The 23,000-nt window shown below is 65.1% G+C and carries 23 protein-coding genes; 7 read left to right on the forward strand and 16 right to left on the reverse strand.

Features of this window, described 5'->3' with window-relative positions; translation table 11 throughout:
* The first annotated feature begins 248 nt into the window (after positions 1-248).
* The 7 genes from AC0KXH_RS15170 (at position 249) to AC0KXH_RS15200 (ending at position 5,039) form a co-directional block, all read left to right on the forward strand.
* A complete protein-coding gene (locus AC0KXH_RS15170; RefSeq protein WP_043221663.1) occupies positions 249-836 on the forward strand; it encodes a cytokinin riboside 5'-monophosphate phosphoribohydrolase in 588 nt (195 codons plus the stop codon).
* 288 nt (positions 837-1,124) lie between these two features.
* Complete coding sequence (locus AC0KXH_RS15175) at positions 1,125-1,595, forward strand: DUF2726 domain-containing protein (RefSeq protein WP_200629198.1); 471 nt, start codon at positions 1,125-1,127, stop codon at positions 1,593-1,595.
* Positions 1,596-1,682: 87 nt separating this feature from the next.
* On the forward strand, positions 1,683-2,156 hold the full coding sequence (locus AC0KXH_RS15180; RefSeq protein WP_052813387.1) for an SgcJ/EcaC family oxidoreductase: 474 nt from the start codon (positions 1,683-1,685) through the stop codon (positions 2,154-2,156).
* Positions 2,157-2,220: 64 nt separating this feature from the next.
* The gene (locus AC0KXH_RS15185) at positions 2,221-3,243 is read left to right on the forward strand and encodes a DUF5924 family protein (RefSeq protein WP_041104055.1); all 1,023 of its coding nucleotides are present in this window, start codon (positions 2,221-2,223) and stop codon (positions 3,241-3,243) included.
* 57 nt (positions 3,244-3,300) lie between these two features.
* The gene (locus tag AC0KXH_RS15190; RefSeq protein WP_083675053.1) at positions 3,301-3,879 is read left to right on the forward strand and encodes an MgtC/SapB family protein; all 579 of its coding nucleotides are present in this window, start codon (positions 3,301-3,303) and stop codon (positions 3,877-3,879) included.
* 37 nt (positions 3,880-3,916) lie between these two features.
* Entirely contained in the window at positions 3,917-4,321 is a 405-nt protein-coding gene (locus AC0KXH_RS15195; protein WP_061337530.1) for a Rho termination factor N-terminal domain-containing protein, read from the forward strand.
* 184 nt (positions 4,322-4,505) lie between these two features.
* Positions 4,506-5,039 (forward strand): ferritin-like domain-containing protein, encoded by a 534-nt coding sequence (locus AC0KXH_RS15200; protein WP_041104051.1) that lies wholly within the window; start codon positions 4,506-4,508, stop codon positions 5,037-5,039.
* A gap of 124 nt (positions 5,040-5,163) precedes the next feature.
* On the opposite strand, the gene lpxC is transcribed toward AC0KXH_RS15200, so the two are convergent.
* The 16 genes from lpxC to mraZ all read right to left on the reverse strand — a co-directional run bounded on the left by lpxC (position 5,164) and on the right by mraZ (position 22,900).
* Entirely contained in the window at positions 5,164-6,075 is a 912-nt protein-coding gene (gene lpxC / locus AC0KXH_RS15205; protein WP_041104049.1) for a UDP-3-O-acyl-N-acetylglucosamine deacetylase, read from the reverse strand.
* A 112-nt stretch (positions 6,076-6,187) separates the two neighbouring features.
* Positions 6,188-7,375, reverse strand: a complete 1,188-nt coding sequence (gene ftsZ, locus AC0KXH_RS15210) for a cell division protein FtsZ (protein ID WP_041104047.1) — start codon at positions 7,373-7,375, stop codon at positions 6,188-6,190.
* A gap of 47 nt (positions 7,376-7,422) precedes the next feature.
* Entirely contained in the window at positions 7,423-8,673 is a 1,251-nt protein-coding gene (gene ftsA, locus AC0KXH_RS15215) for a cell division protein FtsA (RefSeq protein ID WP_041104045.1), read from the reverse strand.
* A gap of 13 nt (positions 8,674-8,686) precedes the next feature.
* Positions 8,687-9,544 carry a cell division protein FtsQ/DivIB gene (locus AC0KXH_RS15220; protein WP_041104043.1) on the reverse strand — a complete coding sequence of 286 codons (858 nt, stop codon included), beginning with the start codon at positions 9,542-9,544 and terminating at the stop codon, positions 8,687-8,689.
* Between the two features lie 2 nt (positions 9,545-9,546).
* Positions 9,547-10,491: a D-alanine--D-alanine ligase gene (locus tag AC0KXH_RS15225; protein ID WP_312381857.1), complete on the reverse strand. Its 945-nt coding sequence runs from the start codon at positions 10,489-10,491 to the stop codon at positions 9,547-9,549.
* Entirely contained in the window at positions 10,488-11,948 is a 1,461-nt protein-coding gene (murC, locus tag AC0KXH_RS15230) for a UDP-N-acetylmuramate--L-alanine ligase (protein WP_488223643.1), read from the reverse strand. The genes AC0KXH_RS15225 and murC overlap by 4 nt, the downstream gene beginning before the upstream one ends.
* A complete protein-coding gene (gene murG / locus AC0KXH_RS15235; protein ID WP_224110592.1) occupies positions 11,941-13,011 on the reverse strand; it encodes an undecaprenyldiphospho-muramoylpentapeptide beta-N-acetylglucosaminyltransferase in 1,071 nt (356 codons plus the stop codon). Before murG ends, murC begins: the two co-directional genes overlap by 8 nt.
* Positions 13,001-14,227 carry a putative lipid II flippase FtsW gene (gene ftsW, locus AC0KXH_RS15240; protein ID WP_061337674.1) on the reverse strand — a complete coding sequence of 409 codons (1,227 nt, stop codon included), beginning with the start codon at positions 14,225-14,227 and terminating at the stop codon, positions 13,001-13,003. Before ftsW ends, murG begins: the two co-directional genes overlap by 11 nt.
* Complete coding sequence (murD, locus tag AC0KXH_RS15245; protein ID WP_488223644.1) at positions 14,227-15,570, reverse strand: UDP-N-acetylmuramoyl-L-alanine--D-glutamate ligase; 1,344 nt, start codon at positions 15,568-15,570, stop codon at positions 14,227-14,229. The genes ftsW and murD overlap by 1 nt, the downstream gene beginning before the upstream one ends.
* 5 nt (positions 15,571-15,575) lie before the next feature.
* The gene (gene mraY, locus AC0KXH_RS15250; protein WP_041104036.1) at positions 15,576-16,658 is read right to left on the reverse strand and encodes a phospho-N-acetylmuramoyl-pentapeptide-transferase; all 1,083 of its coding nucleotides are present in this window, start codon (positions 16,656-16,658) and stop codon (positions 15,576-15,578) included.
* Positions 16,658-18,034: a UDP-N-acetylmuramoyl-tripeptide--D-alanyl-D-alanine ligase gene (locus tag AC0KXH_RS15255; protein WP_488223645.1), complete on the reverse strand. Its 1,377-nt coding sequence runs from the start codon at positions 18,032-18,034 to the stop codon at positions 16,658-16,660. The genes mraY and AC0KXH_RS15255 overlap by 1 nt, the downstream gene beginning before the upstream one ends.
* On the reverse strand, positions 18,027-19,490 hold the full coding sequence (locus AC0KXH_RS15260) for a UDP-N-acetylmuramoyl-L-alanyl-D-glutamate--2,6-diaminopimelate ligase (RefSeq protein WP_488223646.1): 1,464 nt from the start codon (positions 19,488-19,490) through the stop codon (positions 18,027-18,029). The genes AC0KXH_RS15255 and AC0KXH_RS15260 overlap by 8 nt, the downstream gene beginning before the upstream one ends.
* The gene (locus tag AC0KXH_RS15265) at positions 19,490-21,217 is read right to left on the reverse strand and encodes a peptidoglycan D,D-transpeptidase FtsI family protein (RefSeq protein WP_041104031.1); all 1,728 of its coding nucleotides are present in this window, start codon (positions 21,215-21,217) and stop codon (positions 19,490-19,492) included. Before AC0KXH_RS15265 ends, AC0KXH_RS15260 begins: the two co-directional genes overlap by 1 nt.
* A complete protein-coding gene (ftsL, locus tag AC0KXH_RS15270) occupies positions 21,214-21,504 on the reverse strand; it encodes a cell division protein FtsL (RefSeq protein ID WP_041104029.1) in 291 nt (96 codons plus the stop codon). The genes AC0KXH_RS15265 and ftsL overlap by 4 nt, the downstream gene beginning before the upstream one ends.
* A complete protein-coding gene (gene rsmH, locus AC0KXH_RS15275; RefSeq protein ID WP_312381861.1) occupies positions 21,501-22,448 on the reverse strand; it encodes a 16S rRNA (cytosine(1402)-N(4))-methyltransferase RsmH in 948 nt (315 codons plus the stop codon). Before rsmH ends, ftsL begins: the two co-directional genes overlap by 4 nt.
* Positions 22,445-22,900: a division/cell wall cluster transcriptional repressor MraZ gene (mraZ, locus tag AC0KXH_RS15280; protein WP_041104025.1), complete on the reverse strand. Its 456-nt coding sequence runs from the start codon at positions 22,898-22,900 to the stop codon at positions 22,445-22,447. The genes rsmH and mraZ overlap by 4 nt, the downstream gene beginning before the upstream one ends.
* Positions 22,901-23,000 lie beyond the last annotated feature (100 nt).

Raw genomic sequence — 23,000 nt, forward strand, 5'->3', positions numbered from 1 at the left:
AGAACGCCCCACCGAAAACCTGGACAAAATGGCTATCGCCCCGATCGAAGAAAGCAACCGGCAGTGGATTCGCAGGCGCGCTAGGCTCTTCGCGTCACAAGGAGAAATGCCATGTTCGATTACTGTTGCTCGAGCGCCTGCTTGCCGACTACGCCTGCACGGCGATGGGCATCGGCTAGGCGGGGAGCGCTTGGCCCGCTCAGCCCGGAACGCTACCCTCAGCGCTTTTACAGCCTCCGGAGTTCGAGATGGTCTTGCGTTCGATTTGTGTGTTCTGCGGCGCCAGCACGGGAACCGATCCCGTTTATCGAGAAGCGGCAGCGGCAATGGGCCGGACCCTGGCCGAGCAGGGCATCACGCTTGTCTATGGTGGTGGCGCGGTCGGCCTCATGGGCGTGGTCGCAGACGCTGCGCTGGCTGCCGGTGGAGAGGTCATCGGCATCATTCCGCAGAGCCTGAAGGATGCCGAGATAGGCCACCCTGGCCTCACGCGCTTGGAAATCGTCGACGGGATGCATGCGCGCAAGGCGCGCATGGCCGAGCTGGCGGATGCCTTCATCGCCATGCCCGGAGGCCTGGGCACACTGGAAGAGCTGTTCGAAGTCTGGACCTGGGGGCAGCTCGGCTACCATGCCAAGCCGATGGGCCTGCTGGACACCAACCACTTCTACGCCAAGCTCAGCCACTTTCTCGACCACCTGGTAGCCGAAGCCTTCGTCCGCCCGCAGTACCGTGAAATGCTGCAGCGCGGCGATACTCCGGATGCGTTGCTCGAACGACTGCGAGCCTGGCAACCAACGGTCACAGCCAAGTGGAGCGAGCGCGAGCCCTCCTGAGCAGGCGCTGATCAAAAACCGAGCAACCTCGCCGCAGCCACGGCTGGCGGGGTTTGCAGTGGTTCATCCCAGAATTATCCACAATACGACCCACAGCAACGCTGGATAACTCCAGCTCTGGCATGCTGCACAGCGGACAAAAAATGATCGCCCCGCGCAAAGCCAGGCGGATCGGCGCCTGCAGCGACTGTTCCAGCGGTTATGCACAGAACGAATCACAGCTATTGGGGATAACGAACCTATCGCCCACCGGGAACTCCACTGCAGTACGCAATACGGAGTGCTCGTATGAACTGGCTGGCCCTGACCGTCGTCACCTTTGTCTGCTTTGCGCTGGTGCTTTGGATCAAGCAACGCCAGTACAACCATCCGGCGCTGCAGTTTCCCTACCGTCTACGCCCGACGCTGCTCGATGAAACGCAGCGCGAATTGCTGGCGCTGCTGCAGCGCCAGCTTGGCGAGCGCTATCTGGTCGTGCCCGGCATGCCGCTGGCGGATCTCGTCGAGATCACTGTGGTACCGAGACGGACGCCCTGGTACCAGGCACGCAACCGGATCGCCGAGCGCCGCGTGGACTTCCTCCTCTTGAGGCGCCCCGACCTCGCACCGGCAGGCGGCGTGATGCTCGAGCCGCCGCAAGATCCGTTTCTCGAACAGCTGTTCAACGTGCTCGAGTTGCCCCTCGTCCGCCTCGATCGGGGTCAGGCCCACGCCTATGGCCAGGTCAGCCAGGCGCTGGCGGACGCCGGCCTCCATTGATCGGCGCACTGAAATGGAGCGCTTGCATGGTGGTCCTAGAGGGCTCGGCCCCGCGTCGAGCTCGCCCACCTTCTGCTGGAGTCCCCCATGTTCAACCGCCCCTTGTTCGTCTGCGCCTTCACCCTGCTCGCCCCGAGCATGACCCTTGCCGAAACCGAAACCTGCCAGAAGGTCGCGGATAAGGACATCGCCGCGTTGTTCGTGCGCTGGAACGATGCCCTGCAGTCCGGCGATCCACAGAACGTCGTCGACACCTATGCACAGGACTCGCTGCTGCTGCCGACGCTGTCCAATACCCCGCGCCGTAGCGCCGACGCCAAGGCAGACTACTTTCGCCATTTCATGGCGGGCCAGCCACGCGGCAACATCGATTCGCGGATGATTCAGATCGACTGCAACACCGCACTCGATGCCGGCCTGTACACCTTTCGCTTTGCCGATGGCAAAAAGGTGCAGGCGCGCTACACCTTCACCTACAAGTGGTTTCCCGAGCAGGAGCAATGGCTGATCACCAGTCACCATTCCTCGGCCATGCCCGAGCCGCAGAAGACGCACGAGTGAAGCTGTCGTTCGCCGGCGCGGTAGCGGATACTGCGCCGCGTCCACACCACCGCCGTCTCCGCTGATGTCCCTCAAGACCCGCCTGCTGCCCTTGATCGAACTGGGCACCCGCCTCGCCCAGCGCTATCCGGGGCTGATCGCGCTATTCGGCTTCGCCTCCGGCGTCGCCAGCTTCCTGCTGGTCGAGCGCCAGGCAGGTCTGGCCAAGGTCATTGCTCTGGTCATGCTCATCAGCTGGATCTGGCTGGTGCTGGAAAACACATTGCGTCAGCAGCTGCGCCGCCGCTTCGGCTGGTCGGTGCCGCGCCCCTTGCTGCGCTACGCGACGCAGATGGTGCACCAGGAGACGCTGTTCTTCATCGTGCCCTTCTACATCATCACCACCACCTGGAACAGCGGCCAGGCGGTGTTCACCGGGCTGCTTGGTGTCGCCGCCCTGATTTCGCTGATCGACCCGCTGTACTACCGCTGGCTGGCCCCGCGGCGTTGGCTGTACCTGGGCTTCCACGCGCTGACGCTGTTTGCCGTGCTCCTGACCGCCCTGCCGATCATCCTGCACCTGAGTACACCGCAGAGTTACCGCCTGGCGCTGGCCGTCGCCGTGGTGTTGGCCCTTCCGAGCCTGCTGGAGCTTTTCCCGGGGCGGAGCTGGCGCAACCTGCTGGCCCTGGCAGGCGTCACGATACTGGTTGCCGGCGCCGGCTGGTTCGGACGCACCTGGGTACCACCAGCGACGCTATGGCTCGCCGAGGTCGCCGTGACCACCCAGCTGGACGACGCACGGCGCGAGCCGGGGCGCAGCATTCGCCAGCTGAGCAGCGCGCAGCTGCGCGCCAGCGGGCTGTATGCCTATACCGCGATCAATGCCCCGCGCGGCCTGAAGGAGCGCATCTACCATGAATGGCTGCACGAGGGCCGCCAGGTTGATCGCATCGCACTGGAGATCAGCGGTGGGCGGGAGGCTGGCTACCGCGCCTGGAGCCATAAGCGCAATTTCCCGGCCGACGTCGAAGGCAAATGGCGAGTGCGAGTCGTCACCGAGGCCGGCCAGATGATCGGCATGCTGCGCTTCGAGGTGGGCCCGTAGCGAACGCCCGGAGCCCGCTGCGACTCCATAAGGGAAAGCCACCCAGAGGAATCTCCGATGGATGCCTGGCATACCCTTCTCGGCACCGTCTCTGCCGAATTCTCCGACCTTCCTGACCTCAGGGAAGTCGCACGGGTCAGCACCCGGCTGCTGGTCGCCGCCGCGCTCGGCGGTTTGCTCGGTTACGAGCGCGAACTCAAGCGCAAGGCCGCCGGGCTGCGTACACACATGCTGGTGGCCCTCGGTGCCGCGCTATTCGTACTCGTCCCGCTGCAAGCCGGCGTCCCCAAGGAGGATGTCTCGCGCGTCATGCAGGGCATCGTCACCGGCATCGGCTTTCTCGGCGCGGGCACCATCCTCAAGGGCAGCTCGGTCGAGGACGTCAAAGGCCTCACCACTGCCGCCGGCATCTGGCTCACCGCGGCCATTGGCGTTGCGGCAGGCATGGGGCACGAAGCCACCGCCGTGCTCAGCTCGCTGCTGGCGCTCGCCGTGTTCCGTACCATGCCGATTCTCGAGCGCCACGCGGCCCGGCGTGCCGCCAGACATCGCCGTGCGGCGCGCTCGGCCACTGCCGAACGAAGTCGCGACCGCCGCAGTCGTAACAGCGAAGACCCGCCGCATTCGCACCCTTGAGGCGGGGCCGGCAGACCAGCAGGCGGGAGGTGACCCCATGCCACGCGGTGACAAGTCCAAGTACACCGACAAGCAACAGCGCAAAGCCGAACACATCGAGCAAAGCTACGAGGATCGCGGCGTCTCGGAGAGCGAGGCTGAAGCTCGCGCCTGGGCCACGGTGAACAAACAATCCGGCGGTGGCGAACGCGCCGGCGGCTCGGGCCGCAAGAAAAGCGAGACCGCCAAGCGCGCCGATCGCAAGGACTCGGCCGACCGCGCAGCCAAGTCGCGCAAGGGCGAGTCACCGAACAAGGGCTCGGCACGCCGCAATTCGGGATCGGGCAGCACCTCTCTGACCGACATGACGCGCGATGAGCTGATGAAGAAGGCACAGGAAAAGGACATTCGGGGCCGCTCGAAGATGCGCAAGGACGAGCTGATCGAGGCGCTGAGTCGATGAATCGCCCAGACCTGCCCGAGCCGCCAGCGCCCAAGCGCGACGACCCTGGTGAACCGGTTCCGGTGGGCGACCCGGCCGAACCGGAACCGGAGCAGGCGGTGGGCAAAACTTTCCGCCCGGGAGCCAATCAGAACTAGCGGGCTTCGATCGCTGAGCACAGCCCGCATAACTCAAGGAGAGCCTGATGAGCTACGTACAACTGAGCGACAAGCAAACCCTGCGCGAACGTGCGCGCCAGCATGTGGAGAACGGTGCAGTCACCGAAACCTACTCCGCCGACCGCGATGTGGTGATTCGCCTGCTCAACGAAGCACTGGCAACGGAACTGGTTTGCTACCTGCGCTACAAGCGCCACTACTACATGGCGACCGGCCTCAAATCGAGCGCAGCCGCCGATGAATTCCTCGAGCATGCCAATGAGGAACAGGAACACGCCGACCGCCTTGCCGAACGGATCGTCCAGTTGGGCGGTGAACCGGACTTCAACCCGGACGGGCTGAGCGAGCGCGCACATGCGCAATATGCCGAGGGTAACGGCCTGCGCGACATGGTCTTCGAAAACCTCGTTGCCGAGCGCATTGCGATCGACAGCTATCGCGAGATCGTGCAGTACCTGGGCGACAAGGACCCGACCACACGGCGCATCTTCGAAGACATCCTCGCGCAGGAAGAAGAGCATGCCGACGACCTCGCGGGCCTGCTCGACGGCATGAACTGATCGCAGCCTCACGCTTCGCACGATGCGGAGCGTGACCCACCCCGCTCGCCCTCCAAGCGCTAGCCCAGGGTAAAAAAAAAAGCCACCCGAAGGTGGCTTGAAAAACTAGGAAGAGAGGTGTTGCTTAACCGGCTGCTGCCGGCCGCATGTAGGAGATCGGTGCGGTCTGTGCATCCTCGAACGTAACCAACTCCCACGCATCCTTCTGGGCCATCAGGGTGCGTAGCAGACGGTTGTTCAGCGCGTGGCCGGATTTATAGCCGCGGAATTCGCCGATCAGGCTGGTGCCCAGCAGATAAAGATCACCGATGGCATCGAGAATCTTGTGTTTGACGAACTCGTCCTCGTAACGCAGGCCGTCTTCGTTCAGCACACGGTTTTCGTCCACCACGATGGCATTCTCGACACTGCCGCCCAGAGCCAGGTTGTGCGAGCGCAGGAACTCGATGTCGCGCATGAACCCGAAGGTCCGCGCACGGCTCACTTCCTTGACGAAGGAAGTGCTGGAGAAATCCACGCTGGCGGTCTGGGTGCGTCCCTTGAACACCGGATGGTCGAAATCGATCTCGAAGCTCACCTTGAAGCCGTCGAACGGCAGGAAGGTCGCGCGCTTGTCGCCCTCCTCGACGGACACTTCTCGCTTGATGCGGATGAACTTCTTCGGGGCGTCCTGCTCCTGCAGGCCGGCGGATTGAATCAGGAATACGAAAGGCCCTGCGCTCCCGTCCATGATCGGCACTTCCGAAGCGGAGAGCTCGACATAGGCATTGTCGATTCCCAGCCCGGCCATCGCCGATAGCAGATGCTCCACGGTGTCGACCTTGACGTCGCCATTGACCAGCGTCGTGGACATGGTGGTTTCGCCGACATTCTCTGCCCGCGCCGGTATCTCGACGGGCGGAGTGAGGTCGGTACGGCAGAACACGATTCCGGTATCCACAGGCGCCGGCTTCAGGGTGAGATAGACCTTCTCGCCCGAATGCAGGCCCACGCCCGTGGCGCGGATGGTGTTCTTGAGGGTGCGTTGTCTGATCATGGCCTTCGCTTCGCTAGCACTAGTTGCGAATAATTTTCAACAAGTGGCGGCGATAATAGCAGATGCCACCTTTGCTGAATACTAATCACACACATAGCGCCAATAACCTAAATCAATCAGCCTGGCGACGCAGGAAGGCCGGAATGTCCAGGTAATCCAGGTCCTCCTGCGGGTTCAGCTTGGCGGCGGTCGCAGCCGCATGGGCCTGGTTGCGCATGACGGTCGGGCGCTCCAGATCACGGTAGTTGACCGCGGCCTGCTCCTGCTGACGCGGCGCGGGCGCCGCAGCCGGGGCGGAAACGCTCTGCACGGTGTTATCCACCACCTTGACCGGCTTGTCGTGGCGCGAACCGAGGCCGGTAGCAACCACCGTCACATGCAGCTCGTCACGCATATCCGGATCGATCACCGCGCCGACCTTGACGGTGGCTTCGTCGGAGGCGAACGCCTCGATGATCTCGCCGACCGCCGCGTACTCGCCGAGCGACAGGTCCAGACCGGCGGTAATGTTGACCAGAATGCCACGTGCACCCTGCAGGTTGACGTCCTCGAGCAGCGGATTGCGGATTGCCGCCTCGGTGGCCTCGCGCGCACGGTTCGGGCCGGTGGCGCTGCCGGTACCCATCATCGCCATGCCCATCTCGCCCATGACGGTCTTGACGTCGGCGAAGTCGACGTTCATCAGGCCCGGACGCTGCATGATGTCGGAGATGCCGCGAACGGCGCCGGAGAGCACGTCGTCAGCCTTGGCGAAGGCGGACAGCAGGCTCGCGTCCTTGCCGAGGATGGTCAGCAGCTTCTCGTTGGGAATGGTGATCAGCGAGTCGACGCATTCGGACAGCGCACGGATGCCCTCGTCGGCCACTTGCATGCGGCGACGCCCCTCGAAGGGGAACGGACGGGTGACCACGGCGACGGTCAGGATGCCCATTTCCTTGGCGACCGAGGCGATGATCGGCGCCGCACCGGTTCCGGTGCCGCCGCCCATGCCGGTGGTGATGAACACCATATCGGCGCCCTGCAGCACTTCGGCGATACGCTCACGGTCCTCCATTGCAGCCTGACGGCCGATCTCCGGGTTGGTCCCGGCGCCCAGGCCCTTGGTGATGGCCGAGCCGAGCTGCAGCACGGTACGGGCCTCGATTTTCTTCAGCGCTTGCGCGTCGGTATTGGCACAGATGAACTCCACGCCTTCGACGTTGTTGCGCACCATGTGATTGACGGCATTGCCGCCGCCGCCACCAACGCCGATGACCTTGATGACTGCGCTCTGTGGGGTATGGTCTACCAATTCGAACATTTCCCTCTCTCCTTCCAGCTTTCTAGTTTTGATTTACTGCGCGTTGCTCAGAAATTGCCCTGGATCCAGCTCTTGAGCCGGTCCAGAACAGATGTTTTGTTTTCGTCGGCGTAGCTGCTGCTGCCGCCCGGCACGATCACGCCGTCGGCCTGCTTCTGCAGCCCGTACAGCAACAGCCCGACGCCGGTCGAATAGATCGGGTTGCGGACCACGTCGCTCAGCCCTTTCACCGTATGCGGCACGCCCAGGCGCACCGGCATGTGGAAGATCTCCTCGGCCAGGTCGACTGCTCCTTCCATTTTCGCGGTACCGCCGGTCAGCACGATGCCAGCCGGCACCAGGTCCTCGTAGCCGCTGCGGCGAAGCTCGGCCTGGATCAGGGTGAACAGCTCGTCGTAGCGGGGCTCGACCACCTCGGCCAGGGCCTGGCGAGACAGCTCGCGCGGCGGCCGATCACCGACGCTTGGAACCTTGATGGTTTCGCCAGCGCCGGCCAGCTTGGCCAGCGCACAGGCATAGCGAATCTTGATTTCCTCGGCGTACTGGGTCGGTGTACGCAGCGCCATGGCGATGTCGTTGGTGACCTGGTCGCCGGCGATCGGGATCACCGCGGTGTGACGGATCGATCCCTCGGTGAAGATGCAGATGTCGGTGGTACCGCCGCCGATGTCCACCAGGCAAACGCCCAGCTCCTTCTCGTCGTCGGTCAGCACGGCATGCGCCGAGGCCAGCTGCTCGAGAATGATGTCGTCGACTTCCAGGCCACAGCGGCGTACGCACTTCTCGACATTCTGCGCAGCGTTGACCGCGCAGGTGACCACATGGACCTTGGCCTCGAGGCGCACCCCGGACATGCCCAGCGGCTCGCGCACGCCTTCCTGGTTATCGATCACGTAGTCCTGCGGCAGCGTATGCAGCACGCGCTGGTCAGCTGGAATCGCCACGGCCTGTGCAGCGTCGAGAACGCGCTCCAGGTCGGCGGTGCTGACTTCGCGATCACGAATCGCCACGATGCCGTGGGAGTTCAAGCTGCGGATGTGGTTGCCGGCCAGGCCGACGAACGCCGAATGGATGCGGCAGCCGGCCATCAGCTGCGCCTCTTCGATGGCGCGCTGGATCGACTGCACGGTCGATTCGATGTTGACCACCACGCCCTTCTTCAATCCACGGGAGGGGTGCGTACCGATGCCGACGATTTCCAGTTCGCCGTCCGCCGTTACCTCGCCTACCAGCGCCACCACTTTGGAAGTGCCGATATCCAGGCCGACGATCATCTTGCCGCTTTGCACGCTAGCCATGTTCTCTGGTTCCTCAATTCTTCACGGCGACGGTCGTTTCCGTCGCGGTCGGGAGCGGCTCTCGCCACGCCACGGCCAGGCCGTTGGCGTAACGCAGATCGATCCTTGCAATGTTCTCGCCCTGCGCCTGCAGTGCCTTTTGGTAAATCGCACTGAAGCGGCGCATCTTTTCCACAACATGATCACGCCCCAGCAGCAACTCGATGCCCTGGCTGGTGGTCAGGAACCAGCTGCCCCGGTCGCGCAGCTCCAGGCTGGCGATCGAGAAACCGAGCGGCCGGAGCATCTGGCTGAGCATCTGGTACTGCTGCATCACCCGCTGCTGAGCCCGCTTCGGACCATGCAATTGCGGCAAGTGTTCATAATTGCTGAGGTTATTCGGCGCGAAGGCCTGGCCGTTGTTGTTCAGCAGTGCCTCCTCGCCCCAGCGGGCGATCGGCAGTTGCTCTTCGAGCCGGATCAGCACCTGGTCGGGCCAAACGCGACGCACCTCGACGTGGGCGATCCAGGGCATCTGTTCGAGGTCGTGGCGCATGCCGTCCAGATCAACCCGGAAGAAGCTCGACTCGACGAACGGGGCGATACGCTTCTGCACGGCGGCGCGGCTGACATAGCTCAGCTCTCCCTGCACGCTGACCTTGGCGATCGGCCGGTCGGCATACGGCATCAGACGCTGACCAAGCTCGTAGAGGCCGAACGCCAGCCCCACCAGCAGCAGCGGCCAGATGACCCGCTTGAGCCCGCTCAGATTCGGCCGTGGCAGGCGCGAAGCGAGCGGCTTGGGTTCGACAAGGCGGCTCGCACCACGCGGCATCGGCTTGCGCGAGGTGCGGCCGCTCCCTGGTTGCGTGTGGCGGAGCGTGGTGATCATGCTCAGTTCCCTGCCTCGTAGCTTGCTTCGAGAATGGCCAGCACCAGTTGCTGGAAATCCAGCCCGGCCGCGCGTGCCGCCATCGGCACTAGGCTGTGGTCGGTCATTCCCGGTACGGTGTTCACTTCCAACAGCCAGAACTCACCCTGGCCGTCCTGCATCACGTCCACGCGCGCCCAGCCACTGACGCCGACCGCCTCGCACGCGCGTGCGGTCAGTTGCTTGAGCTCCGCCTCCTTGGCCGCATCGAGCCCGCAAGGGATGCGGTACTGGGTATCGGAGGCCAGGTACTTGGCGTCGTAGTCGTAAAAGGTGTGCGGCGTACCCAGGCCGATGGGCGGCAGCACCTCGCCGCGCAGCACGGCGATGGTGAACTCCGGGCCCTGGATCCACTGTTCGACCAGCACCTGCGCGTCGTAGGCGCTTGCATTACGCCAGGCGGCGATCAGTTCGGCGAGGCCGCCGACCTTGGCCATGCCGATGCTGGAGCCCTCGTGCGCCGGCTTGACGATCAGCGGAAAGCCCAGCGTTTCGGCAGCCTGCTTGCAGTCTTCTTCGCTGGCCAACACCGCATGGCGTGGCGTCGGCAGGCCGAGGCTCTGCCAGACCTGTTTGGTGCGCAGCTTGTCCATCGCCAGCGCCGAAGCGAGGATGCCGCTGCCGGTGTAAGGAATGCCGGCGCACTCGAGCAGCCCCTGCATGCTGCCGTCCTCACCGCCACGGCCGTGCAGCACGATGAACGCACGATCGACGCGCTCCTGGCTCAGGCGCTCGAGGAAATGCTCGTCGACATCGATGCCGAACGCGTCGACGCCAGCTTCGCGAAGGGCAGCCAGCACCGCGGCACCCGACTTCAGCGAGACCTCGCGCTCGGCGCTGCGCCCACCATAGAGCACGGCAACGCGGCCATAGGACTGCGGGTTGCGGGTCGATTGCAGGGCGCTCATGGATTCTTCCTCGCGGCCGGCTTGGCGCCAGCGAACAGGGGACTTTTCATCAGTTGCGGGGCAACGCCGCCGATATCGCCGGCGCCCTGGCACAGCAGGATGTCGCCGGCACGCAGCAACGGCTTGATGACCGGCGCCAGGTCCACGCCGCGCTCGACGTAGATCGGGTCGAGCTGGCCGCGCTGACGGATGCTGTGGCAGAGCTGGCGGCTGTCGGCGCCGGGTATCGGCTCCTCGCCGGCCGGGTAGACCTCCATCAGCAACAGGACATTGGCATCGGCCAGGACCTGAACGAAGTCGTCGTAAAGATCGCGCGTACGGCTGAAGCGATGCGGCTGATAGACCATCACCAGGCGCCGCTCCGGCCAGCCGCCCCGCACCGCCTTGATCACCGCCGCGACCTCGCGCGGGTGGTGACCGTAATCGTCGACCAGCATCACGCTGCCGTCGTCGATCGGCAGCTCGCCGTAGACCTGGAAGCGGCGGCCAACCCCTTCGAACTGCGACAGCCCGCGCACGATGGCCTCGTCATCGATGCCTTCGTCACTGGCGATGGCGATGGTGGCCAGCGCGTTGAGCACGTTGTGCGTACCCGGCATGTTGACCGAAACCTGCAGCGGCTCATGGCCGGCGCGCAAGGCGGTGAAATGGGTGCGCATGCCTTCCTGGCGGATGTCGATGGCGCGCACGTCGGCATCCTCGCTCAGGCCGTAGGTCGTGGTCGGACGACCGATCTGCGGGATGATCTCGCGCACTACCGGGTCGTCTACACAGAGCACCGCCAGACCGTAGAACGGCAGGTTATGGAGGAACTCGACAAAGGTCTTCTTCAGCTTGCCGAAGTCGCCGCCATAGGTGCTCATGTGGTCGGCATCGATATTGGTGACCACGGCCACCATCGGTTGCAGGTGCAGGAAGCTGGCGTCGCTCTCGTCGGCCTCGGCGATCAGGTAGCGACTGCTGCCCAGCTGCGCGTTGGTGCCGGCCGCCGTGAGCCGGCCACCGATGACAAAGGTCGGGTCCAGCCCACCTGCGGCAAATACCGAGGCCAGCAGGCTGGTGGTGGTCGTCTTGCCGTGGGTACCGGCGACCGCGATGCCATGGCGATAACGCATCAGCTCAGCAAGCATCTCGGCGCGCGGCACTACCGGAATGCGCTGCTCGAGCGCCAGCGCCACCTCGGGGTTGGAAGCATTGATCGCGCTGGACACTACCAGCACATCGGCACCGGCAACGTTACCGGCCTGATGGCCGATGAAAATCTGCGCACCGAAGCTCTGCAGACGCTCGGTGCTGGCCGACACCTTGAGGTCCGAGCCGGACACCTCGTAACCCAGGTTGAGCAATACCTCGGCGATTCCGCACATGCCGACCCCGCCGATACCGACGAAATGGATGCGACGGATACGGCGCATGCGCCGGACCTCGGCTTTCACCGCAGCAGGTGACTTAGCCATGTGCCACCTCCAGGCAGATGTCGACGACCCGACGGGTCGCATCCGGCCGCGCCAGCTGACGTGCAGCAACGCCCATGGCCTTTAGTTTTTCCGGGTGCATCAGTACCTCTTCTAGCTGCCCGGCAAGGCCGGCAGCGTCAGTCTTGGCTTGCGGCAGAAGCACGGCAGCGCCGCCCCTGGCCAGGTAATCGGCATTGCGCGTCTGGTGATCGTCGATGGCATGCGGCAGCGGCACCAGGAACGACGGCAGCCCGGCGGCCGCCAGTTCGGAGACGGTCAGGGCACCGGCACGGCAGATCACCAGGTCGGCCCAGGCATAGGCCTGCGCCATGTCCTTGATGAAAGGCGCGACCCTGGCCTCTACCGCGGCCTCGGCATAGCGTGCCTGGGTGAGTTCGGCATGCTGTTTGCCGGCCTGGTGGAACACCTCCGGACGCAACTGCGCGGGCACCCGCGCAAGGGCCTGAGGCAGCAGCTTGTTCAGCGGCTCGGCGCCAAGGCTGCCGCCCAAGACCAACAGACGCGGCCGGCGGTTGACCAGCGAATCGCGCGGCGTCTCGAGGAACAGCTCTTCGCGCACCGGGTTACCGGTGGTACGGCGCTTGGCGCTGGCCTTGAACGTATCCGGGAACGCCTCGCAGACCCGGCGGGCCAGCGGCACGAGACTGCGGTTGGCCGTTCCGGCGACGGCATTCTGCTCGTGGATGATCAGCGGCACGCCAGCCAGGCGTGCGGCCAGGCCGCCCGGGCCGGTGACGTAGCCACCCAGGCCCAGCACGCAGACGGGCTTCAGTTCGCGGATGATCCGCCGCGCCTGCAGCAGCGAGCGGACCAGCTGCAGCGGCGCCTTGAGCAGGGCCGTCAGGCTCTTGCCGCGCAAGCCGCTGACTTGGATCAGGTGCAGCGGCAAGCCGGCGGCGGGCACCAGTTCGTTCTCGATGCCGCGCGGCGTACCCAGCCAGTGCACGCTGTAACCGCGCGCCTGAAACTCGCGGGCACAGGCCAGCGCAGGGAACACGTGGCCGCCGGTGCCACCAGCCATGATCAGCACGTTAGCGGCCATGGGCAGCCTCCTTGCCGAGTGCAGGCTCATGGAAGTCCGACTCGCTGAACTCCACCTCCTCGCTGCCCAGAACCGTGCGGCTTTCCCATTCGATGCGCAGCAGCAGGGCCATGCTCGCGCAGGTCACGATCAACGAGCTGCCGCCATAGCTGAGAAACGGCAGCGTCAGGCCCTTGGTCGGCAGCAGGCCGACATTCACACCGATATTGATGAGGAACTGCCCCAGCCAGAGAAAGGCGATGCCCCAGGCCACGTAAGCGGCGAAGAACTGCTTGGCCTTCTCGGCCCACAGGCCGATGTAGAGCGCGCGTACGCCAACAAAGGCGAACAGGCCGATGGTCGCCAGCGCGCCAACCATACCGAGCTCCTCGGCCAGCACCGAGAAGACGAAGTCGGTGTGCGCTTCGGGCAGATAGAACTGCTTCTGCACACTGTTGCCCAGGCCGACGCCGAACCACTCGCCGCGGCCAAAGGCGATCAGCGCCTGCGTCAGCTGGTAGCCGGCACCGTACTGATCGGCCCAGGGATCGGTGAAGGTGATCAGGCGCTGCAGGCGATACTCCTGGGTCTGCACCAGGATGAACACCGCGCCCACGGCGAACACCACGAGCAAGCTAAAGCGAATAAGGCCGACGCCACCGAGGAACAGCATGGCCACTGCCGCCCCCATCATGACGACGGTGGCACCGAAGTCCGGCTCGAGCAGCAGCAGCATGGCCATCGGCAGCAACACGAGAAACGGCTTGGCAAAGCCCCACATGCTCTCGCGCACCTCGGCCTGCCGGCGCACCAGATAACCGGCCAGGTAGATCACCACGAAGACCTTGGCCAGCTCGGAAGGCTGCACGTTGAAGGCACCAAAGCCAATCCAGCGCATCGAACCGTTCACCTCGCGGCCGACCCCGGGAATCAGCACCAGGATCAACAGGCCGAACGCAGCGAGCAGCAGCATCCAGTCGAGCCGCTGCCAGGTATTGACCGGCACCAGCAGGACCAGCAGCGCGGCTCCCAGGCCGAGGGCCACGTAAACCAGGTGGCGCACCATGTGATACAGCGCATTGCCCGAATTGACCGCCGCGACTTCCGAGGACGCCGAGGTGATCATCACCAGGCCCAGCCCCAGCAGCGCCAGGCAGCCGGCGAGCATGGGGAAGTCCAGGTCGACCAGACGGCGACCGAACAGCGGCGATGAGGCGTTGCGCAGGAAGGCGAGCATCAGACGAGCGCCTCCACCGCTGCGGCGAACAACCGGCCGCGTTCTTCGAAGTTGCGGAACATGTCCAGGCTCGCGCAGGCCGGCGACAGCAGCACGGCATCGCCCGGCTGCGCCACGTCTGCAGCTGCTTTGACGGCGTCGTCCAGCGAAGCCACCGGCAGCAGCGCCACGGCGCCCTGCAGCGCCTCGGCCAGGCGCGGTGCGTCGCGGCCGAGCAACACCACCGCCCGACAATAACGGCCGATCGGCGCACGCAGAGGGCCGAAGTCGGCGCCCTTGCCATCGCCGCCGGCGATCAACACCAACTGGCCCGGGATATCCGCGCCCAGCCCCTCGATGGCAGCCAAGGCCGCGCCGACATTGGTGGCCTTGGAGTCGTCGTAATAGGCGACGCCACCGCGTTCACCGACCCACTGGCAGCGATGTGGCAGACCGGCAAAACGGCGCAGCGTCTCGAGCATCGCCTCGAACGGCAGACCGACCGCGTGGCCGAGCGCCAGCGCGGCGAGTGCGTTCGACTGGTTGTGCGCACCACGGACCTTCAGCTCCCGCACGGGCATCAGCGTCTCGAACTGGAACGCCAGGCAGCGCTCGCCGGCCTCGTCGCGCAGACCGAAGCCACGAAAATCCGGTTGGCCCAGGCCAAAGGTCCAGACCGCGACGCCCTCGACGGGCAGCGGGCGGCTCAACAGGTCATCACGATTGACGACGACCTGACGCGCGCCACGGAAGATGCGGTGCTTGGCCTGGTGATAGGCCGGCAGGCCGCTATAGCGGTCCATGTGGTCTTCGCTGATGTTCAGGCAGGTCGCCACCTCGGCGTTCAGGCATTCGGTGGTTTCCAGCTGGAAGCTCGACAGCTCGAGCACGTAGAGCTCAACGCTGTCGTCCAGCAGATCCAGCGCTGGCGTACCCAGGTTGCCGCCAACCGCGACACGCCGCCCTGCCGCCAGCGCCATCTCACCGACCAGCGTGGTCACGGTGCTCTTGGCATTCGAGCCGGTGATCGCAACGATCGGTGCCTTGGCTTCCCGGGCGAACAGGTCGATGTCGCCGGACAGCTTCACACCGCGCGCGGCGGCCGCCTGCAGTGCGGGCGTGCTGAGCGGCAACCCGGGGCTGACGATCAGCTCGCTGGCGCGGCAGAGGAAGTCGACGTCCAGCTCGCCGCAACGCACCTCGACCTGCGGATACTGCGCGGCCAGGGTGGCCAGCTCCGGCGGGTTGGCGCGCGTGTCGGCCACCGCAAACGGCAGACCGCGGCGCGCCAGATGGCGAACCACGGAGAGGCCGCTCTTGCCGAGGCCGACAACGATGCGGAACTGGTCGGATGCGATGAGCACGTCGTTCACCTCAGCTTCAGCGTGGCCAGACCGACGAGCACCAGGATCACCGTGATGATCCAGAAGCGCACGATGACCCGCGGTTCGGGCCAGCCCTTGAGTTCGAAGTGGTGATGGATCGGCGCCATGCGAAACACGCGCTTGCCGGTCAGCTTGAACGACGCCACCTGGATCATCACCGAGAGGGTTTCCATGACGAACACGCCGCCCATGATGAACAGCACCACTTCCTGGCGAACGATCACCGCGATGGTGCCCAGCGCGGCGCCCAGCGCGAGGGCGCCGACGTCACCCATGAAGACCTGCGCCGGGTAGGTGTTGAACCAGAGAAAGCCCAGTCCCGCGCCCGTCAGTGCGCCACAGAAGACGATCAGCTCGCCGGCACCGGGGACGTACGGAATCAGCAGGTAGTCGGCGAAATTCATGTTCCCCGACAGGTAGCAGAAGATGCCCAGACCGCCGCCGACCATCACCGTTGGCATGATTGCCAGGCCATCCAGCCCGTCGGTCAGGTTTACCGCATTGCTCGCGCCGACGATGACGAAATAGCTGAGCACGACGAAACCGATGCCCAACGGGATCTCGATATTCTTCAACAGCGGCAGGATGAGCGTGGTTTCGACCGGCGTCTGCGCTGTCATATAGAGAAACACCGCGGCGCCCAGACCGAACACCGACTGCCAGAAATACTTCCAGCGGCTCGGCAGACCACGCGAATTCTTCTCGATGACCTTGCGATAGTCATCGACCCAGCCGATGGCGCCGAACAGCAGCGTCACGCCCAGGACCACCCAGACATAACGATTGCCCAGATCGGCCCACAGCAGGGTGCTGATGGCGATGGCGCTGAGAATCAGCGCGCCGCCCATGGTCGGCGTGCCGGACTTGGACAGGTGCGATTGCGGCCCGTCGGTACGCACCGCCTGGCCGATCTGGCGGATCTGCAAGGTGCGGATCAGCCAGGGGCCCATCCACAGCGACAGCACCAGCGCGGTCAGCACGCCAAGAATCCCGCGCAGGGTCAGGTACTGGAACACCCCGAACCCGGTGTGGAACCGTTGCAGGTACTCGGCGAGTAACAGCAGCATCAATGTTTCTCCATGGCCGGTCCGCCCAGCGCGACGACGACTCTGTCCATCGCCGCGCTGCGCGAACCCTTGATCAATAAAGTGGTGGCACTTCCCTGCTCGGCGCGCAGCGCCTCGATCAGGCTGGCCTGGTCGGCGAAATGCCGAGCACCGACGCCAAAGGCGGCAACGGCATGCGCCATCAGCGGACCGACCGCGTACAGCGCATCGATCTTGCCGCGCGCGTAGGCGCCGACTTCGCGATGGCCTTCCTCGGCCCATTCACCGAGCTCGCCCATGTCGCCGAGCACCAGCAGCCGCCGGCCAGCGAAACCGCTCAGCACGTCGATGGCGGCGCAGATGGACGCCGGGTTGGCGTTGTAGCTGTCGTCGATCAGGCGCACGCCGTTGCCGAGCATCTGGGCCACACCTCGCCCTTTGACCGGCTGAAGGGTCTGGAGGCCATCGACGATGGCGGGCAGCGCCACGCCCAGCGCATGCGCCGCGGCGGCGGCGGCCAGCGCGTTGGCGATGTTGTGACGACCCAGCAGGTTCAGCTGGATCCGCGCAGTGCCACTCGGCCCGGCCAAGGTGAAGTTGGGGCAGCCGCGCTCGTCATGGCCGATCAGGCCCGCGGTGAAGTCGGCCAAAGGACTCTCCAGGCCGAATCCGAGGATGCGCCGCCCGGCTGCTCGTGCCGCCCATACGGGGTAGGCCTTGTCATCACGGTTGAGTACGGCGACACCGCCCTCGCCAAGCCCGTCAAGGATCTCGCCCTTGGCTTCGACGATCTTGTCGACCCCGCCGAACTCGCCCACGTGAGCAGTACCGGCATTGGTAATGATGCTGACCTGCGGGCGCACCAGCGCCACCGTATAGGCGATCTCACCCACCCGCGAGGCGCCGAGCTCGATTACGGCACTGCGGTGTTGCGCACCGATCTCCAGCAGTGTCAGCGGCGCGCCCAGATCGTTGTTCAGGTTGCCCCGGGTCGCCAGTACGGCGTCATGGCCGAACGCCGCGCGCAGGATGCTTGCGAGCATTTCCTTCACGCTGGTCTTGCCGCTCGAGCCGGTGACCGCAGCGACCGGACCGCTGAAGCGATCGCGGTTCAACGCGCCCAGCTGACCCAGTGCCAGGCGGGTGTCAGCGACCACCAACTGCGGCAGGCCCGCGCCTTCTATTTCTCGCTGCACCAGCGCGGCCACTGCGCCCTTGGCGGCCACATCGGCCAGGTAGGCGTGCCCGTCGAAGCGCTCGCCGCTCAGGGCGACGAACAGCTGGCCGGGCTGAATGGCACGGCTGTCCGTGCTGACCGAGTCGAAGGCGACATCGGTGCCGACCAGGCGACCCGCCAGGGGCGCGAGCAGCTCACTGAGACGCATCGCTTCAAGCATGGGATGCCCTCCAACGCGCAAGCGCCTTCTGCGCCTCTTCCAGGTCGGAGAACGGCAGCCGCTCGCCACGGATTTCCTGATAGTCCTCATGGCCCTTGCCGGCCAGAAGCACCACGTCGTCGCCCCGGCTGGCCGCAATCACCGCGGCAATGGCATCGGCACGACCATGCTGAAAGCTCACCGCAGCCGCATCGGAAAAGCCCTGGCGAATGTCGGCAAAGATCTGTTCCGGCGCTTCGTTGCGCGGATTGTCATCGGTCACCAATACGACATCGGCCAGCCGTTCGGCGGCCGCCGCCATGAGCGGTCGCTTGCCGCGATCGCGATCGCCGCCGCAGCCAAACAGGCACAACAGACGCCCGTGCGCATGGGGGCGCAGCGCTTCGAGCACTTTCTCCAGGGCATCCGGCGTATGTGCGTAGTCCACTACCACCAGCGGAAGCTCGGCGCCGCCCAGGCGCTGCATACGGCCAGCAGGGCCCTGCAGGAGCGGCAGCACCTCGAGAATTTCATCCAGCGGATAGTCCATGCCCAGCAAGGCGCCGACCGCCGCCAGCACGTTGCTCAGATTGAAGCGCCCGAGCAGCGGGCTACGCAGGATGCGCTCGCCCTGCGCGGTTACCAGGCGAGCATGGATGCCCTCGTCGTCCAGGCGCGCATCCGGGCAATACAAAGTCGCCGCCGGGTCCTCGAGGCTGTAGGTGATCAGGCGCGCCTCGCGTGCTTGCGCGGCCAGCTGGCGACCAAAGGCATCGTCGAGGTTGATGACGCAGCAGCTCAGCCCAGGCATGTCGAACAGACGCGCCTTGGCTGCGGCATAGGCGTCCATGCTGCCGTGATAATCGAGGTGGTCGCGCGACACATTGGTGAATACCGCCACATCGAAAGCCAGTGCTGCGACGCGCCCCTGGTCCAGTCCATGGGAGGAAACCTCCATGGCGACGGCACGCGCTTCACGTTGCTTCAGCCCGGCAAGCGCAGCCTGCACGCCGATGGCATCGGGGGTGGTGTGGCGACCCAGTTCGAGCTCGCCATGAAAACCCGTGCCAAGCGTACCGATGATGCCGCAGCGCTCGCCGAGCCGATCGAGCGCCTGGGCGATCAACTGGCTCACGCTGGTCTTGCCGTTGGTACCCGTGACGCCGACCAGCCGCAGATTGCGGCTCGGCTCTCCGTAGAAACGGCCGGCGATCGCCGAAAGCTGCTCGGCCAGATGGCGCACGGGGACGAAGGCGGCGGCGGTACTGGTCTGCACCTCAGCGCCCTCGGCCTCATAGACGATGGCTGCCGCGCCACGGTCGATAGCATCGGCGATGTGCGTGCGCCCATCGCTGTGCAGCCCGGGCAACGCGAAGAACAGGTCACCGGGGCGCACCTTGCGGCTGTCGAGCGTCAGCTCGCGCACCACGACATCGGCAGCCGCCTGCGGCAGCAGATGATTCAGAGACATGGACATCAGCCGCGCCCTCCCTTGCTCTGAGCGGCATCCGCCGTCTGCACGGGGGCAGGCGGCGGCAGATTGTCAGGAGCGATGTTCATCAGACGCAGCGCCCGGGCCATGACCTTGCCGAATACCGGCGCCGCGACCAACCCGCCGTAGTAGCCGCCGGTACTGGGCTCATCGACCACCACCACGGCGGCGATACGCGGGTCGGTGACCGGCGCGACACCCGCGAAGAACGAGCGGTAGGCGCTCTGGGTATAGCCACCGGTACCGGAAATCTTCTTGGCCGTGCCGCTCTTGCCGCCGATGTGATAACCCGGCACCTGGGCCCGGGTACCACCACCGCCCTCTTCCTCGACGACAGCCTGCAGCATCTTCAACACGGTCCCGGCAATCTCCGGATTGATCACCTGAGCGCCCTCGACCGGCCGATCCAGACGCAGCAGCGACAGCGGTACGTTCACACCCTTGTTGCCAAGCACGGCGTAAGCATGAGCCAGCTGCACGGCCGTGACCGACAGACCATAGCCATAGGCCAGCGAAGCCGTCTCGGCATCGCGCCATTTGCGGTGATTGGGCAGGTTGCCGACGCGCTCGCCGGGAAAGCCGAGGCCGGTATCCTGGCCGAAACCGGCCTGCTGCATGACCGCATAGACCGGTTCAGGCCCGATATCCAGGGCGATCTTGCTGATGCCGACGTTGCTGGACTTCTTCAGGATGCCGGTAAGGTCGAGCAGGCCGCCGCGCGACACGTCGCGAATGGTGTAGCGACCGATACGCAGCCAGCCGGGCATGGTGTCGATTACCGACTCGGGTTTGTACTTGCCGGTACCCAGCGCCGCGGCGATGGAGAACGGCTTGACCGTCGAGCCGGGCTCGAACACGTCGATCATCGCCCGGTTGCGCATCGCCACCGGTTGCATGTTGCGTCGGTTGTTCGGGTTGTAGGTCGGCTGATTGGCCATGGCCAGGATCTCGCCGGTCTTCACATCGATGATGACCATGCTCGCGGCCTTGGCACCGTGCTCGAGCATCACGTTGCGCAGCTCGCTGTGGGCCAGGTATTGCAGGCGCAGGTCGATCGACAGGGCCATGGGCTTGCCCGGCTTGGCGTTCTTGACGACCTGAACGTCCTTGATCAGACGGCCGCGACGGTCCTTGAGCACCTGCCGCTTGCCCGGTACGCCGGCGAGCCATTCGTCATACGCCAGCTCCATGCCTTCGCGGCCACGGTCGTCGATATCGGTGAAGCCCACCAGGTGCGCAGCCACTTCGCCGGCCGGGTAGAAGCGGCGGAATTCCTCCTGCGCGTAGACGCCGGGGATCTTCAGATCCAGCACTGCCTGCCCCTGCTCAGGCGTCAGCCCGCGCACCAGGTAGGTAAATTCGCGCGAGGCCTGCTCTTGCAGCCTTGCGGTCAATACGGCCGGATCCTGACCCAGCGCCTTTGCCAGCTCGGGCCAGCGCGCACGCGCAGCCTGCAGTTCTTTCGGATTGCCCCACAGCGTGGTGACAGGGGTGCTGACGGCCAAAGGCTCACCGTTGCGATCGGTGATCAGCCCACGATGCGCAGGGATCGGAATATGCCGAACGCTGCGAGCGTCGCCCTGCCCCTGCAGGAACGCCTGATCCATGACCTGCAGGTCGACGATCCGCCAGGCGAGCGCGCCCACCAGCAGTGCCAGCAGGGCCAGGACCAAGCGAAAGCGCCAGGGGTAGCGCGCGCCGTCGAGCCTCATGGCGCCACCAATCTCACGTCTGCCGCAGCCGGGATATGCATCTTCAGCTGACCGGTCGCCAGCGCCTCGATGCGACTGTGCGCCGTCCAGGTGCTCTGCTCGAGAATCAAGCGCCCCCACTCGGCCTGCGTCTTGTCGCGCACGCTGAGTTCGGCGTACAGCTCGTTCAGCAACTGACGATTCCAATGGGCCGTGTAGGCGACCGCGATCGCTGAGAGCAAAACGCCGACGAACAGGATCAGCATGAGCAGCCCCCCGCGGGGCATGGTGGCGCGCGCGCGGCTCATCGCAGCTTCTCCGCGACTCGCATGATGGCGCTGCGCGAGCGAGGGTTGGCCTTCACCTCTTCGTCCGACGCGTACTGCGGTTTGCCGAGCAGCTTCAGGCGAGGCTCGAAGGCCTTCGGAATGATAGGCAGGTCGCGCGGCAGCTTGTCCGCCTCACCCTTGGCATGTCGGCGCATGAACTGCTTGACGATGCGATCTTCGAGGGAGTGGAAACTGATCACCACCAGCCGCCCGCCGACCTCAAGCGCTTCGAGCGCCGCATCGAGGCCGCGCTCCAGATCACCCAGTTCGTTGTTGATGAAAATGCGCAACCCCTGAAAGGCGCGCGTCGCGGGATTCTTGCCTTTCTCCCAGGCCGGGTTGGCATCGGTGACGACCTTGGCCAGGTCTGCGGTGCGCGTGAACGGCGCCTCACCACGCCGCTGGACGATTGCCCGCGCCATACGCTTGGCGAAGCGCTCCTCACCGTATTCTTTGAAGACCCTCGCGATGTCGTCTTCGGACGCGTCCGCCAGCCACTGCGCCGCACTGACGCCACGGGTCGGATCCATGCGCATGTCGAGCGGGCCGTCGCTGAGAAAGCTGAAGCCGCGATCCGGATCATCGAGTTGCGGGGAGGACACACCCAGGTCAAGCAGGACGCCCGAGACCGTGCCCATCCAGCCGCGTTCACGCAGCTCGTCGGAAAGCTCGGCAAAGCTTCTCTGCACAACGACAAAGCGGCCGTCTTCGGCCGCTAGTGCTTGTCCCGTGGCGATTGCCATTGGATCCTTGTCGAACCCTAGCAAACGGCCATCAGGCCCAAGCATTCGCAAGAGCAGGCGACTATGCCCGCCGCGCCCGAAGGTGCCATCTATATAACGGCCATCCGGACGCACAGCCAGCGCCGCGACGGCTTCGTCGAGCAACACGGTAACATGTCGCAGGTCGCTGATCTGGCTCACAGTATTAGGTCACGTAGTTCTTCCGGCAGACCGCCGGGTTGTTTGATGGCCGCCAGGTCCGCGTCAGAAACCGCGTTCCAGTCGTCTTCGTTCCACAGCTGAAATTTGTTGAGCTGACCGACCAGCATGGCGCGCTTGTCCAGCCGCGCGTACTCGCGCAGACGCGGCGGCACCAGCACACGTCCACTGCCGTCCATCTCGACATCCACGGCGTTGCCAATGAGCAGGCGCTGCAGGCGGCGAGTCTCTTCACGCAGCGAGGGCAGCTCGCGCAGCTTCGCTTCGATCAGCTCCCACTCGGGCAAGGGATAGATACAGAGGCAACGATCGACGGCATCGATGGTGACGATCAGCTGGCCCTCTCCACGCGAAAGCAACTCGTCACGATACCGGCTGGGCATCGCTAGCCGCCCTTTGGCATCGAGACTGATGGCATTCGCTCCGCGAAACACGGCTGCTTCCCCTGAATTAGCTATCCATGCCCATATCTACCCACTTCATCCCACTTTCTACCACTTGTGCGCACTATAGAAATGCGGCTGCCCCACCGTC

This window comes from Stutzerimonas sp. CXK-1 (assembly GCF_057738225.1).

Bases quoted from the DNA above. Each gene is read 5' to 3' on its own strand.
- AC0KXH_RS15175 (WP_200629198.1), top strand. From the start codon at position 1,125: ATGAACTGGCTGGCCCTGACCGTCGTCACCTTTGTCTGCTTTGCGCTG.
- AC0KXH_RS15170 (WP_043221663.1), top strand. From the start codon at position 249: ATGGTCTTGCGTTCGATTTGTGTGTTCTGCGGCGCCAGCACGGGAACC.
- murG (WP_224110592.1), bottom strand. From the start codon at position 13,011: ATGGCCGCTAACGTGCTGATCATGGCTGGTGGCACCGGCGGCCACGTG.
- ftsZ (WP_041104047.1), bottom strand. From the start codon at position 7,375: ATGTTCGAATTGGTAGACCATACCCCACAGAGCGCAGTCATCAAGGTC.
- AC0KXH_RS15225 (WP_312381857.1), bottom strand. From the start codon at position 10,491: ATGAGCGCCCTGCAATCGACCCGCAACCCGCAGTCCTATGGCCGCGTT.
- mraY (WP_041104036.1), bottom strand. From the start codon at position 16,658: ATGCTGCTGTTACTCGCCGAGTACCTGCAACGGTTCCACACCGGGTTC.
- ftsW (WP_061337674.1), bottom strand. From the start codon at position 14,227: ATGCTCGCCTTCCTGCGCAACGCCTCATCGCCGCTGTTCGGTCGCCGT.
- ftsA (WP_041104045.1), bottom strand. From the start codon at position 8,673: ATGGCTAGCGTGCAAAGCGGCAAGATGATCGTCGGCCTGGATATCGGC.
- AC0KXH_RS15200 (WP_041104051.1), top strand. From the start codon at position 4,506: ATGAGCTACGTACAACTGAGCGACAAGCAAACCCTGCGCGAACGTGCG.
- AC0KXH_RS15195 (WP_061337530.1), top strand. From the start codon at position 3,917: ATGCCACGCGGTGACAAGTCCAAGTACACCGACAAGCAACAGCGCAAA.
- AC0KXH_RS15190 (WP_083675053.1), top strand. From the start codon at position 3,301: ATGGATGCCTGGCATACCCTTCTCGGCACCGTCTCTGCCGAATTCTCC.
- murC (WP_488223643.1), bottom strand. From the start codon at position 11,948: ATGGCTAAGTCACCTGCTGCGGTGAAAGCCGAGGTCCGGCGCATGCGC.
- AC0KXH_RS15220 (WP_041104043.1), bottom strand. From the start codon at position 9,544: ATGATCACCACGCTCCGCCACACGCAACCAGGGAGCGGCCGCACCTCG.
- lpxC (WP_041104049.1), bottom strand. From the start codon at position 6,075: ATGATCAGACAACGCACCCTCAAGAACACCATCCGCGCCACGGGCGTG.
- AC0KXH_RS15185 (WP_041104055.1), top strand. From the start codon at position 2,221: ATGTCCCTCAAGACCCGCCTGCTGCCCTTGATCGAACTGGGCACCCGC.
- AC0KXH_RS15260 (WP_488223646.1), bottom strand. From the start codon at position 19,490: ATGTCCATGTCTCTGAATCATCTGCTGCCGCAGGCGGCTGCCGATGTC.
- AC0KXH_RS15265 (WP_041104031.1), bottom strand. From the start codon at position 21,217: ATGAGGCTCGACGGCGCGCGCTACCCCTGGCGCTTTCGCTTGGTCCTG.
- AC0KXH_RS15180 (WP_052813387.1), top strand. From the start codon at position 1,683: ATGTTCAACCGCCCCTTGTTCGTCTGCGCCTTCACCCTGCTCGCCCCG.
- AC0KXH_RS15255 (WP_488223645.1), bottom strand. From the start codon at position 18,034: ATGCTTGAAGCGATGCGTCTCAGTGAGCTGCTCGCGCCCCTGGCGGGT.
- ftsL (WP_041104029.1), bottom strand. From the start codon at position 21,504: ATGAGCCGCGCGCGCGCCACCATGCCCCGCGGGGGGCTGCTCATGCTG.